At 40.5% G+C, this 24,753-nt stretch carries 22 protein-coding genes; 12 read left to right on the forward strand and 10 right to left on the reverse strand.

The genetic code is table 11. The features are described 5' to 3' along the window. Nucleotides 1–61 precede the first annotated feature (61 nt). From PSPO_RS20590 to PSPO_RS20600, 3 genes are all read right to left on the reverse strand, one after another. The gene (locus PSPO_RS20590; protein ID WP_010558633.1) at nucleotides 62–2,779 is read right to left on the reverse strand and encodes a TonB-dependent receptor; all 2,718 of its coding nucleotides are present in this window, start codon (nucleotides 2,777–2,779) and stop codon (nucleotides 62–64) included. 82 nt (nucleotides 2,780–2,861) lie between these two features. After that, nucleotides 2,862–3,848 carry a FecR family protein gene (locus PSPO_RS20595; protein WP_010558632.1) on the reverse strand — a complete coding sequence of 329 codons (987 nt, stop codon included), beginning with the start codon at nucleotides 3,846–3,848 and terminating at the stop codon, nucleotides 2,862–2,864. Nucleotides 3,849–3,864: 16 nt separating this feature from the next. After that, a complete protein-coding gene (locus PSPO_RS20600; protein ID WP_040641285.1) occupies nucleotides 3,865–4,332 on the reverse strand; it encodes an RNA polymerase sigma factor in 468 nt (155 codons plus the stop codon). A 256-nt stretch (nucleotides 4,333–4,588) separates the two neighbouring features. Here PSPO_RS20600 and PSPO_RS21755 point away from each other — a divergent pair, with 256 nt between their 5' ends. The 3 genes from PSPO_RS21755 (at nucleotide 4,589) to PSPO_RS20610 (ending at nucleotide 5,722) form a co-directional block, all read left to right on the forward strand. Continuing rightward, nucleotides 4,589–4,738 carry a hypothetical protein gene (locus PSPO_RS21755; protein ID WP_158523476.1) on the forward strand — a complete coding sequence of 50 codons (150 nt, stop codon included), beginning with the start codon at nucleotides 4,589–4,591 and terminating at the stop codon, nucleotides 4,736–4,738. A 114-nt stretch (nucleotides 4,739–4,852) separates the two neighbouring features. After that, a complete protein-coding gene (locus tag PSPO_RS20605; protein ID WP_010558630.1) occupies nucleotides 4,853–5,209 on the forward strand; it encodes a MerR family transcriptional regulator in 357 nt (118 codons plus the stop codon). A gap of 72 nt (nucleotides 5,210–5,281) precedes the next feature. Next, entirely contained in the window at nucleotides 5,282–5,722 is a 441-nt protein-coding gene (locus PSPO_RS20610; protein ID WP_010558629.1) for a hypothetical protein, read from the forward strand. Between the two features lie 112 nt (nucleotides 5,723–5,834). Here the strand turns inward: PSPO_RS20610 and PSPO_RS20615 are convergent, their stop codons facing one another. From PSPO_RS20615 to PSPO_RS20630, 4 genes are all read right to left on the reverse strand, one after another. Then, nucleotides 5,835–7,736, reverse strand: coding sequence for a S9 family peptidase (locus tag PSPO_RS20615; RefSeq protein ID WP_010558628.1), 1,902 nt, complete (start codon nucleotides 7,734–7,736; stop codon nucleotides 5,835–5,837). Between the two features lie 150 nt (nucleotides 7,737–7,886). Beyond that, on the reverse strand, nucleotides 7,887–8,087 hold the full coding sequence (locus tag PSPO_RS20620; protein WP_010558627.1) for a hypothetical protein: 201 nt from the start codon (nucleotides 8,085–8,087) through the stop codon (nucleotides 7,887–7,889). Nucleotides 8,088–8,178: 91 nt separating this feature from the next. Beyond that, nucleotides 8,179–9,147 (reverse strand): hypothetical protein, encoded by a 969-nt coding sequence (locus PSPO_RS20625; RefSeq protein WP_010558626.1) that lies wholly within the window; start codon nucleotides 9,145–9,147, stop codon nucleotides 8,179–8,181. 356 nt (nucleotides 9,148–9,503) lie between these two features. After that, nucleotides 9,504–9,686, reverse strand: coding sequence for an alternative ribosome-rescue factor A (locus PSPO_RS20630; protein WP_010558625.1), 183 nt, complete (start codon nucleotides 9,684–9,686; stop codon nucleotides 9,504–9,506). A gap of 214 nt (nucleotides 9,687–9,900) precedes the next feature. On the opposite strand from PSPO_RS20630, the gene PSPO_RS20635 reads away from it, so the two are divergent. Beyond that, the gene (locus PSPO_RS20635) at nucleotides 9,901–10,317 is read left to right on the forward strand and encodes a hypothetical protein (RefSeq protein ID WP_021032972.1); all 417 of its coding nucleotides are present in this window, start codon (nucleotides 9,901–9,903) and stop codon (nucleotides 10,315–10,317) included. Nucleotides 10,318–10,419: 102 nt separating this feature from the next. On the opposite strand, the gene PSPO_RS20640 is transcribed toward PSPO_RS20635, so the two are convergent. Both PSPO_RS20640 and PSPO_RS20645 read right to left on the reverse strand, forming a co-directional pair. Next, nucleotides 10,420–11,838, reverse strand: a complete 1,419-nt coding sequence (locus tag PSPO_RS20640; protein ID WP_010558623.1) for an FG-GAP repeat domain-containing protein — start codon at nucleotides 11,836–11,838, stop codon at nucleotides 10,420–10,422. A 334-nt stretch (nucleotides 11,839–12,172) separates the two neighbouring features. After that, nucleotides 12,173–12,940: an SEL1-like repeat protein gene (locus PSPO_RS20645; RefSeq protein ID WP_010558622.1), complete on the reverse strand. Its 768-nt coding sequence runs from the start codon at nucleotides 12,938–12,940 to the stop codon at nucleotides 12,173–12,175. Between the two features lie 869 nt (nucleotides 12,941–13,809). Between PSPO_RS20645 and PSPO_RS20655 the strand changes: the two genes are divergently transcribed. The 5 genes from PSPO_RS20655 to PSPO_RS20675 all read left to right on the forward strand — a co-directional run bounded on the left by PSPO_RS20655 (nucleotide 13,810) and on the right by PSPO_RS20675 (nucleotide 20,923). Beyond that, complete coding sequence (locus tag PSPO_RS20655) at nucleotides 13,810–15,066, forward strand: efflux RND transporter periplasmic adaptor subunit (RefSeq protein WP_010558620.1); 1,257 nt, start codon at nucleotides 13,810–13,812, stop codon at nucleotides 15,064–15,066. Between the two features lie 10 nt (nucleotides 15,067–15,076). Then, nucleotides 15,077–15,817, forward strand: a complete 741-nt coding sequence (locus PSPO_RS20660) for an ABC transporter ATP-binding protein (RefSeq protein ID WP_010558619.1) — start codon at nucleotides 15,077–15,079, stop codon at nucleotides 15,815–15,817. Continuing rightward, nucleotides 15,814–18,246 (forward strand): ABC transporter permease, encoded by a 2,433-nt coding sequence (locus tag PSPO_RS20665; RefSeq protein WP_010558618.1) that lies wholly within the window; start codon nucleotides 15,814–15,816, stop codon nucleotides 18,244–18,246. Before PSPO_RS20660 ends, PSPO_RS20665 begins: the two co-directional genes overlap by 4 nt. Nucleotides 18,247–18,332: 86 nt before the next feature. Continuing rightward, nucleotides 18,333–19,658: a sigma-54-dependent transcriptional regulator gene (locus PSPO_RS20670; RefSeq protein WP_010558617.1), complete on the forward strand. Its 1,326-nt coding sequence runs from the start codon at nucleotides 18,333–18,335 to the stop codon at nucleotides 19,656–19,658. Then, nucleotides 19,658–20,923: a sensor histidine kinase gene (locus tag PSPO_RS20675; protein WP_010558616.1), complete on the forward strand. Its 1,266-nt coding sequence runs from the start codon at nucleotides 19,658–19,660 to the stop codon at nucleotides 20,921–20,923. Before PSPO_RS20670 ends, PSPO_RS20675 begins: the two co-directional genes overlap by 1 nt. Before the next feature lie 5 nt (nucleotides 20,924–20,928). Here the strand turns inward: PSPO_RS20675 and PSPO_RS20680 are convergent, their stop codons facing one another. Beyond that, entirely contained in the window at nucleotides 20,929–21,780 is an 852-nt protein-coding gene (locus PSPO_RS20680; RefSeq protein WP_010558615.1) for a LytTR family DNA-binding domain-containing protein, read from the reverse strand. Nucleotides 21,781–21,925: 145 nt separating this feature from the next. Between PSPO_RS20680 and PSPO_RS20685 the strand changes: the two genes are divergently transcribed. From PSPO_RS20685 to PSPO_RS20695, 3 genes are all read left to right on the forward strand, one after another. Next, entirely contained in the window at nucleotides 21,926–22,345 is a 420-nt protein-coding gene (locus PSPO_RS20685; protein ID WP_010558614.1) for a DUF2141 domain-containing protein, read from the forward strand. Nucleotides 22,346–22,356: 11 nt separating this feature from the next. Further along, nucleotides 22,357–23,880 (forward strand): carotenoid oxygenase family protein, encoded by a 1,524-nt coding sequence (locus tag PSPO_RS20690; RefSeq protein WP_010558613.1) that lies wholly within the window; start codon nucleotides 22,357–22,359, stop codon nucleotides 23,878–23,880. A gap of 79 nt (nucleotides 23,881–23,959) precedes the next feature. Then, complete coding sequence (locus tag PSPO_RS20695; RefSeq protein WP_010558612.1) at nucleotides 23,960–24,688, forward strand: SIMPL domain-containing protein; 729 nt, start codon at nucleotides 23,960–23,962, stop codon at nucleotides 24,686–24,688. Nucleotides 24,689–24,753 lie beyond the last annotated feature (65 nt).

Raw genomic sequence — 24,753 nt, forward strand, 5'->3', positions numbered from 1 at the left:
CCGAAAAAGTAAAAATAAGTATCCAATAGCGCAGCAATGCGCTATTGGGCATAAAAGGTGTTTATAACTTTGCTTCTAAGCTAATGGTGATGGTTTGCCCAGGTTCTGGCATAGCCACAATTGAACCCGTTGATACCTTGTATTGATCCGTTAAGTTGGTAACGGATAGATTGCTTTTTATGCTGTCGCTAATTGCGTAGCTTAGGTAGAAATCAAGCTGGTAACCCGATGGAATATATTCCAATGTATTTACCGCAGTCCCCGATAAAAACCCACCTGGATGGTGTTTTTCAGAATGCTTTTTATAGGTAAACCCTAAATCAAGAGTATCGTCTAACAAGCTGGTGCCGATATTTGCAATATAGTTTTTATCGGCAGGAATTCTGAGCGGCGTTAAACTGCCCGAAAACCCAGTATCGTTGCATTTATCAACCCCTTCTGCGTTAGCAATTAGGCTTGAGCACATTTCAACATTGGCGTATTTGGTGTAGCTAAACTTGCCGTAGAGCCATTCACTTTGGTAGTTAAAACCCAGCTCGGTACCCGGTAATTCGAATGAATCGTAGTTTGTGAATGAAAAGGTTTGATCCCACGACGGCGCATCTGGTTTTGTACTCGGTAAAAAACCCGTTGCTAACATGTCTTTGATGTTAGTGTAAAAATACTCGGCTGAAAGCACTAATTGATCGCCTTTAAACAGCACATCGCTAAACTCACTTTCGATACCAATATCATAAGATTGGGTGTTTTCAGCTTTAACTGGGTAATCTGGCGAGTAGGAAAACACCTCGTTTGACACCGTTGACTCATAAAGATTTGGCATACGGTACGCATTACTGTATTTGGCTTTTACGCTTGTGTTATTAAACACATTGACCCGCGCTTGCAGCGTTGTATCGGTTTTAGCATCGAACGTTAGGGTTTCGCCCGTTTGATAATCATCATTAGTTGAATCGTGATGGTTAATGTTTAAAGTAAGCTCGACGGGTGCTAAATCGATTTGCGCATTGGTAAATAGCGCGCGCTTAACTTGCTTGCCGTGGCGCGATGTTGCCTTGTACTTATGGTCTTCCGGTAGCCAGTCTTTTTTGAAGTTATCTAACCAATCTTTATGTGGCGCCAACTTCTCTTCTTGCCACGACAAACCATAAGTGAGCACAATTGGCATGTTAGCAACTGTAATGTATGAGGCATTAAGTAAGCTTGCACCAATTCGGGTGTTGTTGTAACGGTGAAAATACTGCCCCGCATTTTGACCTAAATTACTGCCAAGTGCGTTGTACTGCTGAAGATTCGCACTGGTGCGCCATACATTTACCGTGACATCCAAATACGGATTATTGCTCGGTAAGTAATGGTACAAAGCACTGGCACTATTTACCTTGGCTGTGCCTGGTTGCCATTGTGGCATGGTTTCAACACCCTCTGGTATTTCTTCAGACATCCACTGCTCTTGACCATTTTCGTCAACTTCTTTCCAGAATTTAGTATCGCCTGCGCGCTGCTTATACCAATACGATGCAAGCATTTCGCCTGCCACTTGTTGATGCAAACGCGTATTAACTTCCAGTGAGTGTTCTTTGGTAAAATCATACGTAAACTTTGCTAAATAAGAGTCGCTTTCAAAGCTGGTGTTTACCACTTCACCATTTCTATTAACCGGAGGCGGAATAAAGAAATCATACGGCTCATCAACATATTTTGTCGGGTCTTCTTTTGATGGCACCCAGCGAATGTATTCTTTTACTTCTACAAATTCTTCAAAGCCGTTTTTACCCGCGAAGTAATTGCCAACTTCCTTTTTGCTATAAGCCACGACGGCTTGTAATTTATCGCCTTTAAATGCACCGGCAAGTGATACACCACCGCCGTTAAAATCGAGCGTATCGATGCCATTGGTTACTTCGTAATAGCTTTGCAAGCCAAAGTTCTCTGGCACTTTAGGCGTTTTATTGTTGTTGTGAGTTTTTAACTTAACTAACGCGCCAAATGTTTCGCCACTTTTTAAAATATCATGCACACCTAAAGTGCGAATATTCACAGTACCGCCAATGGCACCTGAGCTATATGGTGATGCTTTGCTTGACGATCCTTTTTCAATATCTATGGTGCTGATTAGGTCTGAATCGATGTAACTGCGATCAGCTGAGCCCATATAGCCACGGTTGGTATGGGTTGATTGCAAGCTGCCATCAATAAAAATTGGTACGCGCCCTTCGCCGTGAACTCCGCGAATACCAATATCTAACGCGCCCGCTTCGTTACGAATATTATTCGCTTCAATGCCTGAAAATGTTGAGAAAATATCTGAATTAGACAGACCACTTGAGCGCTCAATTTCACTGCGGTGCATTTGCAGCTTATTGCCCGTTACCGTGATCACTTCAATATTGGCTTTACTTGGTTCGGCCTTTGATTTTTGACTTTTTAGATCGCCATTAGGTTGTAAAGTATCAGCAGTTGTTTTAATCACAATATTGTTATTCACAATATGTGCGCTTAACTGGCTTTGTGCCAAAGTGATTTCAAGTGCGTTAAGCAAGCTCAGTTCGCCAGCAAGCGCTGGCGCTGTTAATCCCGTAAGCAACTTAGCGTCGGCAATCAAGTTCATATTCGCTTTTTCAGCCAAAGTGGTAAGGGTGTAAACCAGTGGCTGCTCAGCAAGGTTAAATTGATAAACTGACGCGCTGCTACTTGCCATGGTTGGCAACGAAAGGCTAAGCCCAAGTGCAAATGCAAGCGGCGTCAATTTAGTTTTGATTGGCGAGTAAGTACTCATTGTGTCATCCGTATTTAATTTTCTTAGTTATTAAAACGAATGAGAATGAGAATCCCTCAATAAAATTACTGTTTTTTTGCATTTATTTTTTAGAGCTAATAACTATCTGATTATTAATAATTTTAGCCTCGACTGGTAACGCATGTGGCAACAAATTAACAAAGCCGTCTAGCTCAGATGCTGAAAAAACGCCCGATAAACGTAATTGTTCAGCGTGTGCATCAGTAAAAATAACGTCGCGATTGTGATAACGCTTAAATGTGTGAAAGGCATTTAGCAAAGGCTCATTATTAAACACCAAGCGTCCTTGTTGCCACGCCCCAACATTGGCATGTGCCATGGCATCACGCTTTATGCTGTTACCATTAATGAGTGCAACTTCGCCCTGATTAAGCACCACATTATGCTCATTCATTTGCACTGCCACTTTGCCATGTGCCACCGCAACACGAACCTGATTTGCTTTTTTATCGACCGAGAAACGCGTACCCAGTACGGTTATTTTAGTAGTGCCAGCATTAACAACAAAGGGCCGTGCTTTATCACTTTCAACATCGAATAGCACCCGCCCAGAGGTAAGCTGTGAAAGTCGCTGCTTGTCATTAAACGCCAGCGACAACTGTGTTTTTGCATCTAAGGTGATATGTGAATTATCAGGCAAGGTGTATTCAAGCAAATCACCGCGTGTTGATTGATATTCGGCAACAAAGGGTTGCTGCGAAAACATATTTGGCACAAAGTGATAACTCAGTACGCTTATCATTAAAAGCGCACAACACGCGGCAATGGCACGGTAGTTTTTGAGCCAAACGGTTCTTTCAGTAGTACGTGTATGTTCGCTTTGTGGCTTTAACGGTGTTGGTATTGTGCTTTCAGTCGTAAGCTCACTTTCGTTAAATTGCGCTAGCAGCGCATCAACGTGTTTGCTTTCTTGATAAGCGGTTTGATGCGCTTCACATGCATTAAGCCAATCTTTAAATTCAGTGCGTTGGTCTGCATTAAAACCCAATTTTTCGAGTTCAATGTATTTGTTAGCTTGTGCTTGTATTGCGAGTGTTTGACGGTTCATTCTGCAGTTTCTCTTATTATTTTTTTAGTGCATCACGACACGCTAACATGGCAGTTGCTAGGTGTTTTTCCACCATGCTTACAGAAATTTCCATCTGCTCTGCAATTTGTGGCTGCGTTAAGTTTTTAAATTTATATAAAACAAAAGCTTGTTTTGTTTTGAGCGGTAAAGCATCGATGCAGCGCTGTAGTACTGCAAGCTGTTGCTGCGCTGTTACCACAGTTTCAGGCTCAAAATTAGCAGGGGCGACAAGCTCAAACTCATCTGGCTGCGCAACACTTTTACTGTTGCGATATTGGTCTATCACAATGTTTTTCGCGGCTCTAAAAAATAACGCTCGCGCATGTGTTTTATCTTGTTGAGGATAGTTTTGATTATGACTTAATAGACGGGTATACGCTTCTTGCACTATGTTTTGCGCTTTATCTTTACAGCCAACAGAACGCGCAATATAGCCCAACACCTCTGAATAATACCGTTCCACAATATGCTCGACAGAATTTAAAAGGTGCGCATGCTAGCACGCAACAACGCAATTGAAAACAATTCTTAGTTAGATTTAAATATTTCAGCAACTGTTCGTTTAAAAATCAGACAACGTTTTAGACTAAACATTAAAAGACCTATTTAACGAAGGGTTTAAGCAAAAAGTGTACACTGTAAGTTTAAATGCTTATGCCTTAGCTGGAATGTAAGCACCCACCAACACTAATTGACATGACATCGGTATTGATGGTTTTGTGAGCCATATTTTGCGCTCTGAGCAAAGTGGTTACTTTGTTGCCGTGCTTGCCAATGAGGAAGAATTTCCTTCTGGTGCTTTGGCTTTCAATATTATGATTTTAGTGGATAAAGACGAAATTAAGGCGGGCTGTGTTTTTAAAACATAGCCTTTTACGCTTTAAACTAGGGTCTGTTGATCTTTGCTCCGTTGCCTTAATTATTTTAATCACACCGTAAATATGTCTTAATACTCTCATAGCAGCTGTAATAAAAGGGATAGCATGTTTATTGGGGAATTTAGCAAACGGGTTGGCACTACCACCAAAACCATTCGTCATTATGAAGCAATAGGGTTATTACCCGAAGCAAAACGCCAAGGCCGTTATCGCGTGTATGACGAGCGCTACATTGAAACCGTAAAGCAAATTCGCTTGGCACAATCTCTTGGTTTTTCACTTAATCAAATAAAACAATTATGCCAAGGCGCAAATATTAATTACGGTTTGCCAAAACACGTATTATTAACCGCGCTAAGCGAGCGTGAAGCGCAGCTAAAAACACAAATCACCAAGTGCCAACAACAGCTCAACGACATAAAAAGCTTTAATCTCTTACTCGAAAATTCTAGCTGCGCTTAATTAACCGTTGACTTTGCCCTATAGGGCAAAGCGTACACTTGTGCTCGATGTTTAATAAGGAGCACAAACACAATGCAAAACTACAATAAATGGGTAGCACGAAGCGCCTACTATGATTTAATTATCACGACACCGTTTGCCATTCCCGGTGTTGCCAGCTGGGTAATCAGTTTGTTTGCCAGTTTTCACCAAACACTTGGCTTTCAAGGAGAATTTCCCGCTTTTCAAATACAGCATTTACTGTTTGCCCATTTACTGGGCTCAGTTGTAATTGTGTGGTCGCTGCTGAGAATAAAACATACCAGCCCTTTACTTGGCTTATATGATGGTTTTGCGAGAGTACTTTTTAGTGTGTTTTATATTTATGCAATAACTCTAGGCGCAAGCCCGCTTATTTTGCTGTTTTTAATTCCAGAGCTATTTTTTGCAGTTGTGCAAAATGTGGGTTATTACCAATTAAAAAAGCAGGCAGGTCAAAAAGTTATGAATAAAGGCGCAACGATTAGAACTTAACAGATTTTGAACTTACACAATAAATATCGTTAACCATGAAACTTAAAAAGGCCTTGCAAGGTATTCCGAGCAAGGCCTTTAACTTAATAACGATAAGATTACTAGTGTTTAATTACAGTGTTTCTTCTAACCACTTGAAGAACTCACGCTGCCATACAATACCGTTTTGCGGCGTAAGTACCCAGTGATTTTCTTCAGGGAATAGCATGAAGCGGCTCTTTAAACCTCGTAATTTAGCTGCTTGGAACGCGGCAATGCCTTGCTCAACTGGTACGCGGTAATCTTTACCACCGTGGATCACAAACATAGGTGCATCCCACTTTTCAATGTGGTTAATTGGGTTGAATTGACCGTATGCTTTTTTCGTTGCTGCATTGTCTTCCCAATATGCGCCGCCTAGTTCGTTATTTACGAAAAACAGCTCTTCGGTTGTGCCGTACATGCTGCGTAAATCGAAAATACCACAGTGTGCAATAAAGGTTTTAAAACGACCTTCGTGGTTACCTGCTAAATAAAATGCTGAATAACCACCGTAACTTGCACCAATAGCACCGATACGTGAGTTATCTACGTAAGACTCTTTTGCTACATCATCAATTGCTGCAAGGTAGTCTTCCATTACCTGACCGCCCCAATCATTGGTGATATCTTTGTTCCATTGCTCACCGTGACCAGGCATACCACGACGGTTAGGTGCTACCACAATGTAACCCTGTGATGCCATTACTTGGAAATTCCAACGGAATGAGTAGAACTGAGAAAGCGCAGACTGTGGACCACCTTGTAAATAAAGTAGCGTTGGGTACTTTTTGCTCTTGTCAAAGTTAGGTGGGTAAATCACCCAAGTGACCATGTCTTTGCCATCGGTGGTTTTTACCATGCGTTTTTCAACATTTGGTAAATCAAGTTCAGCGTAAAACGCATCGTTTTCTTTGGTAAGTGCAGTAAGCTTTTTGCTACCAAGATCAAAACGGTAAATTTCACGCGCGGCATTCATGCTGTTACGTGTAACAACAAGCTTATCTTTTAATACCGCTACAATGCCGTTTACATCATATTGGCCGTTGGTAAGCTGTTTGATTTTAGGCTGTGCTTTGGTTTTAGTGTTTACCGACACTTGGAATAACTGCACAGTACCACCCACTGGTGCTACAAAATAAATGGTTTTACCATCAACACTCCATTTGAAGCTGTTTACGGTGCCATCCCAATGCGCTGTTAAGTTATAGTCGCGGTCGTTAACACGCACAATAATGTCTTGTTTATCGGCTTCGTTACCCGCTTCGTCCATTTGTAACCATGCTAAGTGGCCTTTTGGTGAAAACGCAGGATACTTGTCGTAGCCTAGGTTTTTCTCGGTCAGGTTAGTGGTTTTTTTGCTTGCTAGGTTGTAACGATAAATATCGGTATTGGTGCTTTGAACATATTCAGTACCCGTTAGCTTTTTGCTCACGTAGTAAATGTTTTCACCTTTTGGACCCCAAGTGTAATCCGACGTGCCACCAAATGGTGCGGTTGGGCTTTCAAATGGCATGCCCTGCATGATATCGACTTTTTCTTCGGTTTTTAAGTCTTGATAGAATACGTGCTTAAAGTTGCCGTCTTTCCAAGTATCCCAATGACGGTAGTTTAAGTCATCAAATACATAGGCATTTGCTTTGCCAAGTTCTTTATGGCGGTCGGTCGCTAAAATATCTTCTAGTTGTACTTTTTCATGGAACAACTTTTTACTGCCATCTGGTGAGATACTTTTATCAATCACCACGCCTTGGTAGGCCTCTAGCAGTTGTGATTCACCACCTTTAAGCGATACTTGGTACACCTTGCTGCTGAAATCGTTTTTCTCAACGCTTGGTGTTGTCACTTTATAAATAACGTGGGTTTTTTCTTTGTTTAAACCAAGCGCGCTCACACGCTTTAATTGCCAAAGTTTTTCTGGTGTCATTACCTCATTGGCGTAGGCACCCGCGCTTAGAGCAACCCCCAAGCTTACAGATAAAATAGTTCGCAACATCGCGAAACTCCTTTAAAGAATAGACCTGCTAAGACTACAGAATTACCCTATGGCTTGAAAAGCGCTATGCGACTAAAAAACAAAATAAAAAGGAGCAACCTAGGCTGCTCCTTGTAAAGTCATATTGACTAATCTTGCTAAATCTAATGTTTAGAAGAACGCAGTAACACCGATCCAGAAGTTACGGCATTTATCTTTTACATTGTAATCGTCGGTAAATGTACCTTCACTCACCACACCACGACCGGTTAAGTACTCGTACTCGCCGTCACCATTTAGGTCTGTGTAGCTAGTGCTATACGATGTAAAGTCTTCATCCAATAAGTTGTTAACACGTGCGTTAATTTGCACGTATTCGTTTACGTAAAACTGCGTAAGTTAAATAGGTTATAGTCTTTGTAATACAAGGCTTTATCGTGAACATTATCCCAACCCCTAAAAATTAAAAAAAGTATTTGTTTATTTCAGCTTGCTTCATCAAATAAATATCGTCAGCAGGCGCTGCGTTAATAGTAAAAAAGTAAAATTCAGGGCCGAGTTCCTGCCCTAATATTTCGCGGAAATAAGTCAATTGAGCACCATGTGCACTATGTGACTTGCTAAGTTGGCCTGCATCTTTATCACCTTCGCAACACCAGGCATGTACACCCAATTTGCCCCCTACTTGATACTCTTTTTTGATGCCTGCGGCATACAAGTCAACGCCGCCAGAATACGCTTCGCCATCGGCTGGCATTACCGTTGTGTATTGTGCTTGATGAATTAGTCTGCCTGTGTGCATATTGATATCATCATTCACAGAACCATCAACACTTTTAAAGATAATGCGATTTACACTTGGGTGATCAAGCGCTAAATCACGAAACTGAACATAGGTTTTGCTGCCTAATGTACCCGATAGCTCCGCAGCAGTGCCGTTTACCACAAGTTGACTGTTACCACCTGAGATTAAGCTTTCGTTAAATGTCATATTAAACGTATGTAAATTACCCGATGTGTTGTCAACAAGCTGACCTTCTATTACGAAGTTTTCGTTCTGCTCGCTTAGCTGTAAATTCTCGCCAAGCAAGGCTTGTTCGGTATTTTGATTGGTGATCACTGCAACTTCTTGCTTTGGTTTTTCACCTTCAAAATCAAACCCCAACACAATCACGCCAAGATCATAGCGAATGTAAATAACACCTTCATCCATATCAAAGTCGAGCATTTCGATAGCTGAGTTATGGCCATCGATTTGTACATTTAGCTGCGTCGCTAACTGGGTATAATTTTCAATGTAGCTCGCTACATCTGCGGGCTTAATCGCGTGTACTTCCAAACTGGTGTTATCAACTGAATTTGATGAAGAAGAGCTACCACAGCCCGATAAAATAATTGCTGCGGCAATGACTGAAGGGATAAAATGCTTCATATAATAATCCGTAAATCTGAGTAAAAATTTTCGGAAAGCTTAGCATTGTGCCTTGTAAGATAGCGTTTAGCTTTGTGAGCAAGTGTAGTATTGCAAGTACAATTTCAGACAAGTTTTAACAAAGTAAAAAACTAATGTTAGGTTTGAGCAATGAGCTGGCAGTTACTTCTAAAATAGCACCAATAAGATAAGCATATCGATGCTATTTAACCAAACCTCAAGCCAAGAAAATTGTAAGGCATTGATAGAATTAGCTAATGTGCGCTAACGCGATGACGTTTAAGCGGCGTTATCGCCTATTAAATATTTACTGTATAAATTTTACGTAACTAAAGACAAAAGCCTTATCTTAAAGCTTAGGCTGCTTTAAGGTAAGACTCTCGCCCTTTATGCTTGTTGTTGCGCTGGTAGCTACCCTTACCTTTTTTCGCCTTTTCAACTTTGCTTTTAAATAACACGCTTGTGACTAACGCTTTAATTGCGTTGTCTTTTATCTCACCACGGCCATGATCGTGATGCATTTTTTTAGTTTTACTCATCGCTGTCCTCTTGATTAAAAATGAGTCAATTAATTCGCCGCAATACTAGCTAAAAATATGTAAAGCACAAGTGTTTACATTACTTTTTTTTAATATTTTTATTGCGGTTAAAAAGTGTTTTAACTTGCCAACAAATACCCAACACTTACTTACATTTTTCGCAATAATCATCCGTAATAATTACACCTATAGTTACTTTATTTATAGGCTCAATATGACGTTTTTAACCAAGACTACAACCCTAGCAGCAGCGCTATTACTAACCGCATGTGCTCACCACCAAAACGTACGCCCAAGCAGTGACGGCAACCATTACGTTGACTTGTATGGCGAAACCAAAACAGAGGTTTCAGAACAAGCATTTAAGCAAGCAAAATCGTACTGTAAAGAATCAAAGTCGAAGCCTTATGTGGTTTCTGAAAAAGTTGATTACATTGGCAATATGAGTGAACAAGACTATTTAACTAAACGCAATATCGCTGATGCCGTTGAAGCTGCAGGTACTGCTATGTGGATTTTTGGCAGAAGCCATGTAGATGATGCGGGCGCAGCTCTTAGTATTGGTGGCGATATTGCCGGTGATGCACTCGGCGACCCATATCAACTACATTTAGTATTTAATTGCGGTTAATGCTTTTAAGCTAATTTGTTTTCGCAAAGCTCACTTAACAAAATAATGAAAAAGCGCCCATTTCACTTTTAAATGGGCACTTACTTATTTCTACACAACACATTACAACTTAGCAGATTTAACTTCTTGCACTTCTATGCGGTAGTTGCCTTGTTTATCTTTCATTTTTAGCACGATATCTTCTTTGCCATCTTGGTTAAAATCGGTGCTGTATATATTCTGAATTGACTTGGGTAGCGGGCGTTCAATGTAAACCGCTTTGCGACTCAGTACGCGTTTTTTGTCGCCAAGATAAATACTTAACTCATCGTTATCTGTTTTAACCATTAAGTCTGTTTGGCCATCACCGTTAAAATCTTTTAAAAATACGCCTTTGCCACTTTCACTGTTTGATTCATTTAGTTTTATAGCAATATCAAAGTCTTTGCTCGCAGATGCTTTTTTGGCAAATTGATTGCTGCCAGTTCCCTTATAAATCGCCACTTCAGTATCAAGTTCAAACTCTTCGTTATTCATTGCGGCACTCGCCATTGAAAGAATATCGGTAAAGCCAATATCAATAGAGGTTAAGGCTAAATCGGCAACGCCATCGCCATTAAAATCACTGATATTTGATATTGCACTTGCCCCCTCCAGCGTTAATTTAATATCTGGGTTTGTAGTAAACAATTGCTCATTGTTTGCAGGTTTTGCAAAATAAATACGGTGGATAAGTTTAGTATCAAAGTCGACTTCACCTTGCGCATTATCTGCTAGGCTCTCTTTGGTATAAATATCCGCAAAACCATCACCATTTAAATCTTCAAATTTAGTAAGTTGCTGCTTACTTTCGTTGTGCAATACATCAAACGAAGTAAACCTTTTCACGCTGGAGCTTACGCCATCGATTGTTACGGAGAAAAACGTAATTGCAGTTTTATCAAAAAACACCAGATCACGTATTGAATCATTATTTAGATCAAGCAATATCGGCATTTTAGGCAACCGGTTACTTATGGTTAAATGACCATTATTAAACTTTGCGGTGGTTTCAGCCTTTAATGGTAGGCTTGTATGCAAAAAGCGCCCATCTTTTTGCTGAATATAAAGTGATTGGCTTTCAATACCGGGTAAATAAAAATCAGTAAGGCCATCATTATTCACGTCAAGGGTAAACGGAAATGATTCAAACTGTTCAACTGAGTTTTTAGTAAATACTGAAGACGCCGTAATAATTAAGTTTTGCGCCTTCTCAGTTACATGAAAAATGCCTTGCTCTGTTAGCACAAATGCTTGAGGGCTGTGCTCTGCTGCCATATATCCCGTTGAATACATAATGGGGTTTTCAGGTAATTTCAGTTGGGTAACATGGTTATCTGTTAAATTTATTTTTTGCAGCGTCGCCTTTTTTTCATTGCCTGCAACAAACACGGTATTTGCAGAACCAAATTTAAGTTTACCATTGGCAAACTCACCTAAATTAAAAGGCTCGCTGGCACATACAGCACTACTTAAAAAGGCTAAAGGAAGTAACTTTTTCATTTTTATCATCTTCATGCTTATTCATATCAATTCAACGCAATCTAATACGTTTACACATTTCACGCCTTTTTAAATGATAAAAGGCGGATTTAAGGGATAAAAGCATAAAAAGTGGTTTTTAGGGTGAGTTACTTCAGAGATATTGAGCTTGCAGCTGAGAAATAAAACCACTCTTTCTACCTAAGCTAAATACAACAGGCAATTTTGAAAAACTTGAAGACGTTATTTTGCTATTAATATGTTTATTATTTAGTCTAACTTCAAACTGTACTAGCTCAGACTTGATCTGACAGTTATCCGTTTTCCTAAGTTTACTCTGACCCTAGTTTTCCTTTTACTGTTCTAACCATAGGTTAGTTTGTTTGATAAGCTTTATAGCATGCTCATGTCCATTTTCAGCTGCTTGCTTTAGATAATACTTGCTGTATTTTTCATTTTTTAGTGGTGAACGAGGTAAGCTGTACACAGTAAAAAAGTGATAATATAAATGTTTATACATATCATTCGAAAAACCTTTGGTCTCAGCTCTAACCGATAGATACTTAACCATATTAATTATTGCGCCAGAATCATTAATATTTATTGATTCGTTTAAGACCAATCTTCCATAACATATTGCAGCTTCATCATCACCAGCATCAGATGCCAACTTTAATAAAGCCTTCAATTTCTCCTGATCTTTATACAATCCCTTTTTGTAAGCTTGATACAGATTAATTATTGCGTCTATGTCGCCCTCTTTGGATAACTCCAAAAGCACATCTACAGCTGCTGGTTCATTTTGTTCAAGCAATACAGTCCCGAGGTAAAATCGAGCTTCCTGATAATTTTTAGCAACCGCTTTTTTTAAATAGGATGTACTTATTTTAAGGTCTTTAGTGTTGTTGTAAATTCCAAAAAAATGAACATAACCTTTGATAAAGTATGCTTCAGCCTGTTCATCTTCAATCCCTTTGTTAATTACCACATCGATTTCAGCCCACTCCAATACTTCATTGGATTTCATATCAGCAATTACATCCTCTAGTTGAAGTGAGTCTTCTTTAGAAAATGATAAAAAAGACGCTAACAAAAAAACAAATGCAAAATGTTTGATATACATTAATGGTTCCTAATGTTGAATCGGTGATTTAGAGCTTTGAAAGTAAGTTTTTTATATGACACCCACTTTAAAAACCCTATCTTATGCGGAACTGACCAGATTTATCTAGCCTATTCTAAACCTATTCATTCTAATTTCATTTGTTTGAGAGGCACCATCGCTTTAAAGTCGGTTTTGGCGCAAGCCGAATAGCAAAAGTGAACCACTTTTGCTTATATACAAATCATTCTACTTCCTATACTTAATCATTTTGATTACTCGTTAAAGTTTAAATTTGAGAATACCATAAAGCCAGATCACACTTATGAAGGAATATATGCAACGAATTGAATTTGTTATAGTAAATTCATTAACTTCAAAACAGCAGTGTATATTTTAAAATTAGAATAAATCGTCACTGACTATGATTTAATACATTGATAATCACCGCGCTCTATGGCTTAAAGAGCAATTAGCGTTCCGGTTAAGGTGCTCGAAATGTGCAGCAACGTGACCACCAGCTTTATGTGCTCGAACAGGTTCATCACATTCAATACATCTAAAGTCAGGCCTAACTGATGACCTATCTCTTAGGTCAACCGCATCATCAATTAATATATCCTGACTGTTTAATTGAGCAATCGTCATATTAGCCATAAAGTAACCTTTAATATGAATATTTGAATTGTATAAAGTCAAAACATAACAATTTTATAAACTTACACGTATCACCCTCTATCACGTTCAACTTTTCCCACTTTTAATTCCCATTCCCGTTCAAGGGAAAAATCAACTTCAACCACAAACAGTAAGCAACTGATTTTATTAACTTTAATTTATGGCACGGCGTTCGCTATAACTAAACCATCAAAAGTTATGAAGTTAGTCAGATGGATATTAAACAAAGCCTTGCAAGTAATAATAAAAAGAAACGTTGGCCTATGCCGCTCGCGATTATTTTATCGCTCAGTTTAATAGTGGGGTTTGCATCTTCCTTTAGTGATGGGGATGCCACCATAAACCGTAATGAGTTACTGCTAGCAGACGTAAGTAGTGGGCCACTTAAGTTAACGGTGTCGGGGTTTGGTCAACTGCGCTCTAAATACAGCCGTTTTATTACTGCCCGTTACCAAGCACAAGTAGAGCAAGTATTTCATCTACCGGGTAGCCGCGTGGAAAAAGATACGGTGATTTTGCGCCTTTCAAATCCCACGCTTGAGCAACAACTAAACCGTGCTCGTTTAACGCTCGCTCGTCAAAAAGCCAACTTTGAAGCGTTAAAACTTAGCCAAAAAAGTGAAAAACTAAACCTTGAAGCAAACCTAACGTTGCTTGAAAGCGAACTTGCCAACGCCAATTTGCGCGCCGAAGCAGAACAAAAACTCATTGAGCAAGGCATTGTATCTACCCTTGATTATAAACGCTCGCAATTAGCGGTATCACAACTGAGTAAACGCGTTTCACTTGCCAAACAGCAGCTTAGCCAAGCGAGTGATTTACACAACCAACGATTACAAGTTGAGCGCGAATTAATGCGCGAATTTGAGCTTAGCTTTAATGCTGCACAATTGGATGTCGACAAACTCAATGTCACCGCGGGTATCAATGGCATGTTGCAAGCGGTCAATGTAGAGCAAGGTCAATCCGTGCAAATGGGCGCACCACTTGCGGTAGTTGGTAGTGAACATCAACTACTTGCCGATTTAAATGTGCCAGAGCGCGAAGCAAGCCGCATTGAAGTCGGTCAAAAAGCAAGGGTAAACACCTTCGCAGGTACAGTTTCAGCGGTGGTTAATCGTATTAATCCAATTGTCAGCGATGGTCGCATTACTGTGGAGCTTGAACTTACAGGCACCTTACCAAGCAATGCCCGCCCACAACTCACCATTGAAGGTGATATTGTCACCGACGAGCTTAATCACGCCCTTTATGTGCGTCGCCCTAGCTTTGTAAGTGGCGATACGCAAAACCATATTTTCATTTTAAACCCAGCCGACAATCAATTGGTTAAAACCCAAGTTGAGTTTGGTAAACTAGCCGGCGATAACATTGTTATCAATTCAGGTGCAAATGCCGGTGACACCCTTGTAATTTCAGACAGCTCTGATTTTAAACACTTGCAAACAATAACGATTACAAATAATTAAGGAAGCAATCATGGACAATACACCGGTAATTGAACTGACCAATGTGTCAAAAATTTACTTTAGCGACGACGTAGAAACTCACGCATTGAGCGATATCAACTTACAAATCAATAAAGGTGATTATATTGCCATTAGCGGCCCATCAGGCTGCGGTAAATCAACCCTTTTAAGCGTGATGGGGTTGCTTGATGATGTCACCAGCGGCAGCTATAAAATTGAAGGTGTTGATACCAGCAGCCTTAATATGGATACCCTTGCAGAGCTGCGCAATTTGCATATTGGCTTTATTTTCCAATCGTTTAACTTAATTGATGAACTGAGTGTTTACGATAACGTGGCGCTACCGCTGTTGTATCGCGAACCCGCTTTAAGCAAAGCTGATATTGATACCCGCGTGAATACTGCACTTAAACAAGTGGAGATTGATCATCGTGTAAAACATAAACCAAATCAGTTATCAGGTGGTCAACAACAACGTGTTGCTATAGCCCGCGCCTTAGCTGGCAGCCCAAGTATTTTATTGGTGGATGAACCAACGGGTAACCTCGATTCGAAAAATGGTGATGCGGTAATGGCGTTACTTGCCGAACTAAACGAACAAGGCACTACCATTTGCATGGTAACCCACGACCCGCGCTATGCCGGCTACGCTAAAAAACAGGTAAAACTGCTCGATGGCAAAGTGCTCAATTCTGGCAAAGAAAGCGTATCTGCGGTTGATGTAACAACACAGTTGGAGGCGCATGCATGAGTGTCCAACGCCTAACCAAACAAATCAAACACGCCAGCAGTTCACTGCTGCAAGCGCCAGGGTTTACCAGCGCCATAGTGCTCACTCTTTCGCTCACGCTTGCCTGCTTTTTTGTGGTAATGAGTTTATTTAGTAGTTACTTTATTAAACCGCTTAATGTCGATGACGAAGCGCGTCTTGTGGTGGTGGAACAAGATAACGTTTATTCCGATAAAAACAGCCCCGGCTTTCAAAGCTTCCAGTCGATTATTCACTGGTATAACAACCACGACAATTTTGACAAAGTTGCTGCAATTAACATTGGCGAAGACGTAATCATGAACTTGCCGGGTCAGCCTAAGTTAAATATGACCTTTGCCAGCAACGACTATTACGACATTACCAATATGCAACTTGCTGCTGGTCAACATTTATCACCACAAAAACGCCTTGATGAGAAAAGTACCGAAGTACTGATCAGCTATTCTATTTGGCAAACCTATTTTGATGGCAGTAAAAATGCGATCGGACAAACGATCGAACTCGTTCATGGCCAATATAAAATTGTTGGCGTGGTAGCTAAAGACTACGCAAACCCATTTATGTTTAACCGCAGTAAAAGTGATTTATGGTTTCACTTTAGCGGTGATTCGCGCTTTTATAATGACGATCGCCCAAGCCCGTGGTGGAACTTATTTGGTAGCCTAAAACTTATCGGTACGCTCAAAGCGGGTGAAACGCCAGAATCTACCAAAGCCTACTTGCACGCACGTATCTTAGAAATTAAAAGTGATTGGAAAGCAGAGTTTGATGAAGTTGACGACATTGTGCCTATCGTTACACCGTTTCGCGAAAAAGAGCTTAACGGCAACGATACGTTAGCAATTTTTATGTTAGTGGGCGTAGTAAGCCTAGTGCTGATTGCACTATTAAATGTTAGTAACTTATTTATTTCTCGCGCCGTAGTAAAACACAAACAACTCGCACTGCAAGCCGTTTTAGGTGCAAAACGCGGCGTTATTTTCACCAGTATTTTAGTGGAATCAAGCCTGCTAATGGTGGTATCGGCACTGGCTGGTTTATTTTTTGCGGCTTGGGGCATCAAACTATTTAAGTTTTTAAGTGAAGGCCATTTACCACTTGTTAGCGCCATTAATCTCGACCTGACCGTAGTATCTTCTGCCGTTATTTGCTGCGTGGTATTTGCTTGGTTATTTGCTTTTATCACCAGCCGATTAATCAACTTTGGCCAGCTTAGAACACAAATTCAAAGCTCAGGCAAAGGCGGCGTAAGCCAAATTAAAGGAAGCACCGTAAAGTTGTTAATTGCGCTGCAACTGTTTTTAGCAACGGCCCTTGTAATCGGTGCCACCATGGCATTAAACAAAACGTTAGAAACGCTATTACGACCGCTTGGCAGTGAAGTAGATAATCGCTATAGCACCATGCTCTTTATCAACGATAGAGAGCGTACTCTCGAACAGAAATATAATGACCTACAAAAAATTCGCGCTGCAGTGGCAAACATCGATGGTGTTGTTAAGGTAGGCCACGGCGACAGCCCAGTAAACGACGGACTACGCTCGAGCACAGTAAAAGATATGTCAGGTAAAGAAACGGTCTTTATTCCACAAGCCTGGGTTGGCCCTGATTACTTTGATATTACTGGTCTTAAAATTATAGAAGGACGCACCTTTAGCGAAGCCGCTATTCGCGGTGAAAAACACGAGTTTTTGGTCACCAAAGCAGTTAACGATATGCTCAAACCTGGTGGCAGTTTAGTTGGCGAAAAGTTCTTAAGTTTTGACCCTGATAACCCTGTGGAAGTGGTTGGTATTACTGAAAACTTTAACCACCCAAAATTTTTCGACAAACACCAAGGGCGACACTTTTGGTGGGCTGCACAGCCATATGCATTTGGCTTAATCATTCAAATGGAACAAGGAAAAACCTTAAACCGAGAGCAGCTGTTACAGGCAGCGCGTACGGTTGATAGCCGCATTGGCCTTTGGAAGTTCGATTTTCTGGAAGATGAATACGCCAAAATGGTTCATATGGAACGAATCACATTAAGCTTAAGCATTGTGTTGGCTCTCTTTACCCTAGTACTTGCAGGCATTGGTATTTACGGTGTACTTAGCTATAACCTAGGTCTACGCCGCTACGAATACGGTATGCGCATGGCCCTCGGTGCAAAACGCAAGCGTTTGTATCAGCAACTGTTGTCAGACACCTTACTGCCTTTAGCGTTTGCTTTTATAGCCGCATTGGTGGTGATGGTAGGTGGTTACACAATGTTTAAAGTTGAGTTAGCAAATTGGTTGCTTCTCAATTGGCTATGGCTCACTATAACCGCAGCTAGCATTGTGTTATTTGCACTGTTTGCCACATTATTCCCAATGAGCAAACTAATAAATGCAAAACCAATGGCAGCACTAAGAGATAATTAACCTAAATTTGGGGTTAATACCTCTGTCCTTAGCCAGTTAAGAAAGCCCTTAATTGGTTAAGGCTTTAAAGCTATAAAAATAAAATTATGAAAAAAATACTGATTATTGATGATCACATCGATGTGCGTTTATCGGCGCGCATTGTACTTGAAAGCCATGGTTACACGTGCACAGAAGCCGACCACCCAAGTGTCGGCTTAGCCCTTTTAAAAAATCAGCAAATCGATTTAATTTTGCTCGATATGAACTTCACCAAAGACACCACCTCTGGTGAAGAAGGCCTTGGCTTTTTAAAAGAGCTGAAACGCCAAGAGCTGACAATTCCCGTGATAGTCATCACCGCATGGGCAAAAGTGGACTTAGCGGTTAAAGCGATGCAACTTGGCGCATCCGACTTTGTTGAAAAGCCTTGGAAAAACGCCAAATTACTCGAATCCATCGAAAACCAATTAGCGCCAGAGAATACCAGCGATCACCAGCCAAGCAGCGGCTTTTTAGCATTAGGCGAACAATCTAAAACGCTAGTTAAAGCCGCAAGCCGCATCGCAAAAACTGACGCAAATGTGCTAATCACCGGCGAAAATGGCTCAGGTAAGAGCCTACTTGCACAGTACATTCACGATAACAGCCCACGCGCAAACCACGATATGGTGAGTGTGAATATGGCAGCCATTCCTGATAACTTGTTTGAAAGCGAATTATTTGGTCATAAGAAAGGCGCATTTACCGATGCGAAAGAAAACCGGGAAGGACGCTTTTCTCTTGCAAACGACAGTACCTTATTTTTAGATGAAATTGGTACTTTGCCAATGCCACTGCAAGCTAAAATGCTGCGCGTACTTGAAACAGGCGAATTTGAAATACTCGGCAGCTCCAAAACGCAAACCAGCAATGCACGCATTATTTCGGCAACTAATGCCGACCTTGAAAAAGCCATTAGCAATGGCGAATTTAGACGCGATTTATTGTTCAGGCTCAACACTTTAGTGCTAACAATTCTGCCGCTTCGCGAACGCCAAGACGAAATTGCCTTACTCGCCAATCACTTTATTGAAAAGCACTGTAAGCGCTATGGGTTTGAGCCTTTACTACTTACAAATACTGCATTAGAAAAACTTAAAGCACACAGTTGGCCGGGCAATGTGCGCGAGTTATCACATGTGTTAGAGCGTGCAGTGGTCATGACCGATGGCGACAGTATTGATGCAACACATTTGCAACTCGAGCTCAGCACACAACATGAAAGCGTGCCGCTAATGAACCTAGAGCAAGCTGAAAAGCTGATGATCAATAATGCGCTCAAACACTTTGATGGCAACGTTATTGCTGCAGGGGAATTTTTAGGGTTAAGTAAATCAGCTATTTATCGTCGTATCGAAAAATTCAATATTTGCGTTAAAGAGAGCAACTAATGCAAAAGCACTCTTTAGAACGCACGGTCATCACACTTTTTACGCTACCTTGTTTGATTTTATTAGGGCTGTTAATTTTTTTAATTGTGCACTTTAAGCTCGATTTTCTTGAAGGCACAACACTGATTATTGCCCTACTCGCACCAACTGTTGTAGTGTTCGCTGCACTTTATCGCCGATTTTTTAATACCCTCGACAGTGTTGCTGTGCAGCTTGATGGCTTAGCGAATGAAGAGTTTACGGTATGGCACCTTGCTAAATACTCAGCAGGTCGTGTTGCTGGGCTTAAACGTGATTTACACACCATTGCCAAGCGCATTCAAAATAAACGCCATGAATACGCACAAAACGAAAGCTTTATCTTTGATTTTATTAACGAACTTGAACTCCCCATAATCGTGATTGATAGCCAATCGCAGGTTTATCATCATAACCAAGCAGCATCTAACTACTACCAAAAAACTAATTTACTGGGTAATGATTTAACAAGTTTAGGGCTGAGCGTCGATGCTGACAAATGGCAACTTGAACAGAATAATCAACGCCACAAAGTCGTTGCCCATGCGCTTAACCGCGGTAATCGTCATTATCGTTTATTGGTGTTTGTATCGATTGAGCAGTCTTTAAGACACAACGAAAAAGAAGCATGGCAAAAGCTCGTAAGAGTACTTAATCACGAAGTGCGCAACTCACTTACGCCGATTTATTCAATGGCGCAATCACTGCAAGAATTGCCAAAACTAACGCAATCAGATTTACAAACCACCATGCTTAACGTGATTGAAAAACGCGCCGAGCACTTGTTGGAGTTTGTTGCAAGCTACTCCAAACTGTCTCAAATTCCAAGAGCAAAACTTGCCAGCGTTACCACAGATGCAATAGCCAAACGCTGCGAGGCGCTATTCCCCGAAGTCGATATCATCATTGAACAAAATGGCACTATAACCTGTGATATTGAGCAGCTCGAACAAGCACTACTCAACCTTGTAAAAAACGCCAATGAGGCAAATTTAACTGCAAACTCGTCTGGCGTGACTATTCGGATTAATCAAACCGATAACTGGCAAATTGCCATTGAAGATAACGGTATTGGCGTTGATTTAAACGACAACCTATTTGTGCCGTTTTATTCAACCAAACCTGAAGGATCGGGTATTGGCTTAGTATTAAGTCGCGAATTAATACGAAACCAAAACGGTGAGTTAACACTTACAAACAAAACAGAAAAGCCAGGTGCCATTGCACTTATAAAATTTCAAAATTAATGGAGTTATTTAAGATCTAACACCGCTTTGGTATTGGCTAAATAGGTTTGAGACACCGGCACTTCGGTACCGTTTTGCAAAATAAGAATAAGCTTACGCCCGTCTTTTTTGGTATCTACCACAGCCTCTTTAGCTACCCACCAAGAACGATGTGTTTGAAAGCCGTCATAATGTTCAAGTTTCGCGAGTGCATCTTTAAAGCGCATCAATAACAGATGCTCGCCTTTATCTGTTATTACATTTAAGTAGTGGTCGTCCATTTGCAAACAAATTAACCTGCCGCGTTTGGCAATCGGCAGCTCATTAATCAAAGATTCGATTGGCTGGCTTTGAATGGTATCTACTTTTTCCGATTCAAGGGCCAGTTCTTCTGCACTTTGTTTAAGCAGCTGCTGTTGTTGCAACATTAACGATTTAATTGAACTTACACCTGCAATAATGCCACCAATAACCGTGCAATATAAAATCGACATAGGTAATGATTGCAAATAGCTGTTATCAAAATAGTTAAAAAAGAGATTAATAATAAAGGGCGCTAACAGCCCCATTAAAACACTGGCTACTAATGTTGAAAGTACAAGTCGAACGGCTTTGTTGTTTATCCGCTCGGGTAAATTTCTATCGAATAGTTTTGACAAAAAGAACATTGTTGGCGAGTAAATTACGTAGCCAGTAAAGCACATCACACTCCAGAAAAACCCTGCATAAAACATGTCAATTTGGTGCATACCAAACGGGCGAAGAAACGTTAAAAACAACACAAAAATAGCAACAACAACGGTATCAGTCGCTAAATCTCTTGCCTCTAAAAACTCTCTTATCGATTGATTATTAAAGTTAATTTCACGATTCGCCAATTGTACATCCTGCTTTTTTTATTATTTCACGAAGTAATGAACTCACTTTACGAAAGGTCGATTGAGCACTGAAAAAAATCGTCATATTGTGATTCCAACGAGCACAATAACACTCATTAAAAAACAATTTAATTAAGGAGATTCAATGAACTTTTTAACACTATCTACGCTTTCGTTAAGCCTTTTTATATTACCTGTATCTGCACAAACCGTGCAATTTAATATTGAAGGTATTCAACACGATAAGGGGAAGTTATACATCCAATTATTCAAAGGCGAAAACAACTTTAAAAAAGGTGAAGCACACAATGTTGCAATCGTGAATGCAAAAAAAGGGAAACTAACAGTGACTTTCAATGATGTTGAACCCGGTGACTATGCCATTCGCTACTTCCATGATGAAAACAGTAACCGAGACTTCGACAACAACATGTTTGGTATGCCAATCGAAGGTTATGGTTTCTCAAATAATGCGCCGGTAAATTTTGGTCCGCCAAGCTATCAGCAAATGACCTTCATGGTATCGGATGTTGCCGTTATTAATTCATCAACTGTTAACTACTAGGGAGCGAAGTAATGCAAAGACGTGAAGCCTTAAAAAGTATGCTCGGTTTATCTGTTGCTGCAGCTGCTTGTAACCCCTTTCCTGCGCTAGCAAATTTGGCGAGCGCAAATGAAGATATCATGGCGCAGTTCGCAACCAGTTTTGACAAGGCTGCTCTTAGTAACCCTAGTTTAATTGGTTTAAAAAGCATGTCTGGTGATATTCCTTGGCAAAACTTAACCATTGAAGGGAAATTACCAAAAGCGCTTCGCGGCAATTTTTATCGTAATGGGCCTGCGGTGCATCAGCGCAATGGACAACGCTACACTCATCTGTTTGAAGGTGATGGCATGATCCAACACTTTAATTTTGCTGATACTGGCATTCAGCACCGCGCAAAGTTTGTAAAAACCAACAAGTACACTCAAGAGCAAGCCGCAGATAAATTTTTATTCTCTGGACCAAATAGCAAATTACCCGGCAGCTTGCCTGTCAATAAAACCGACATTATTAATGCTGCCAATACCAATATTATTCCGGTAAATGGCGAGCTGTGGGCACTTTGGGAAGCTGGCTCTGCAACCGCAATAGATACAAGTAGTTTGGACGCAAAAGGTCTTGTAAACCTTGGCGAAAACACACGTTATAGCAATAGTTTAAAAGGACTCGCTTTTTCAGCACACCCAAAAATTGAAGCAGACCGCACGATTTGGAATTTTGGCAGTACCGTTACTGGCGACATTGTACTTTACCATCTTAATAACCGCGGAATAACGCAAAAAGTAAATCTACTTAAAACCAATTACCGTGGCGGCATGTTACATGACTTTTTAATCACGCAGAATAATATACTGATCATCTTACCGTCACTTGATAGAGATAAAACCGATGAGCGTTTGTTCAGCGCAATTCGATTCAACAAAAGCCTGCCTATGAAGGTATTAGTCATTGACAAAAATACCTTAACACTGACGCGTGAATACCAAGTGGATGCAGGCTTTGCCTTTCATTTTGGTAATGCGTGGGAAGACACCGATGGTACGATTCGCTTTGATGCCAGCCTTTACCCAAATTGTGAAAACTTACATCATATGAGTGATTTAATGCGTGGTAAAACGTCCAATGCAACGCCTGCCAATACTGTATTGTTCACACTTTATAAAAACGGCAGTGCTCATAAACAAACCATTGCAGGTATCAGCGAATTTCCACGTGTGTACGACCACTTAACAGGGTTACAAAATAATTTACTGGTGACCTTATCATCAGTAAAAAGTGATGTATGGAGCGACAGTGTACGCGTGGTTAATGTAAATAATGGCAAGCAAGATACCTTTGTGTATGGCGAAGACTTTTTGGTTGAAGAGCATGTGATTGTTGATAACTCGCATCAAGAAGGCAATGGCTATTTAGTCGGCACAGCGCTTCATGTGCCGTCAAAACGAACCTGCGTTAATATTTTCAAAATAGGTCATGTTAGTGATGGGCCTATTTGCCGCGCATGGCTGCCTTACACCTTACCACTTGGGTTTCACGGTAATTTTATGGCGGTTTAACAATTCTTCACAATGCTTTATGGTGAACTTATTTATAATTCGTATCTCAAAACAGAGACTTATTTAAAAAGGACGCACCATGAAGCCATTGTTTTACCTATCGCTATTAGCCCTTTCAAGTTTTGCATTTGCCAACAGCCCGCTGCCAAATCACCGCCATATTGCCATTACCGGCTACGGCGAAACCACAGTTAAGCCAGATATCGCCGTTTTACATTTTTCGGTAGAGAATACCGATAAAAAAAGTGCAGAGGCCAAAGCTGAAGTCGATAAACGCTTTAATACCCTGTTAAAAGGTCTTAAAAAATACAATATTAGCGAAAAAGACATTGTTGCATCACGCATTGCTGTATCACCGCGATACGAGTATTCGCAGCAAGAGCGTAAACAACTGCATGTTGGCTACGCTGCAAGTCGCTCAATTCAAGTAACCGTGAACGATTTAACCATGCTTAGTGATGTGATGGATTTAGCGTTAAGCGTTGAAGTAAACCAAATTCAACGTGTTGAAATGGCTTCGTCAAAAGAAGAACAGCTCCAGCAAAAAGCGGTGGAACTTGCCATTGAAAATGCGAAAACCAATGGTGCAGCCCTCGCCAATTCATTTGGCGCAGCACTTGGCAAGGTTTACAGTATTAACGCGCAAAATTACGACCAAATTAAGCATTACGGAACAATGGAAAAAATGGGTAATGCACGCATGATGAGTGCTGACATGGGATCGGTTTCGCCCGGTACCTATTTACAAGACGATCTCACCTTTAAGGCGACAATTAATGTGGTGTTTGATTTAAAAGGTAAAAACTAATTAGAGGGTTAATAACAACCTATTGTGAACACATTTAATACAGAAATAATTGCTAGAAAATAATG

It is taken from the genome of Pseudoalteromonas spongiae UST010723-006, from assembly GCF_000238255.3.
In the GTDB taxonomy this organism is placed as follows: Bacteria; Pseudomonadota; Gammaproteobacteria; order Enterobacterales; family Alteromonadaceae; genus Pseudoalteromonas; species Pseudoalteromonas spongiae.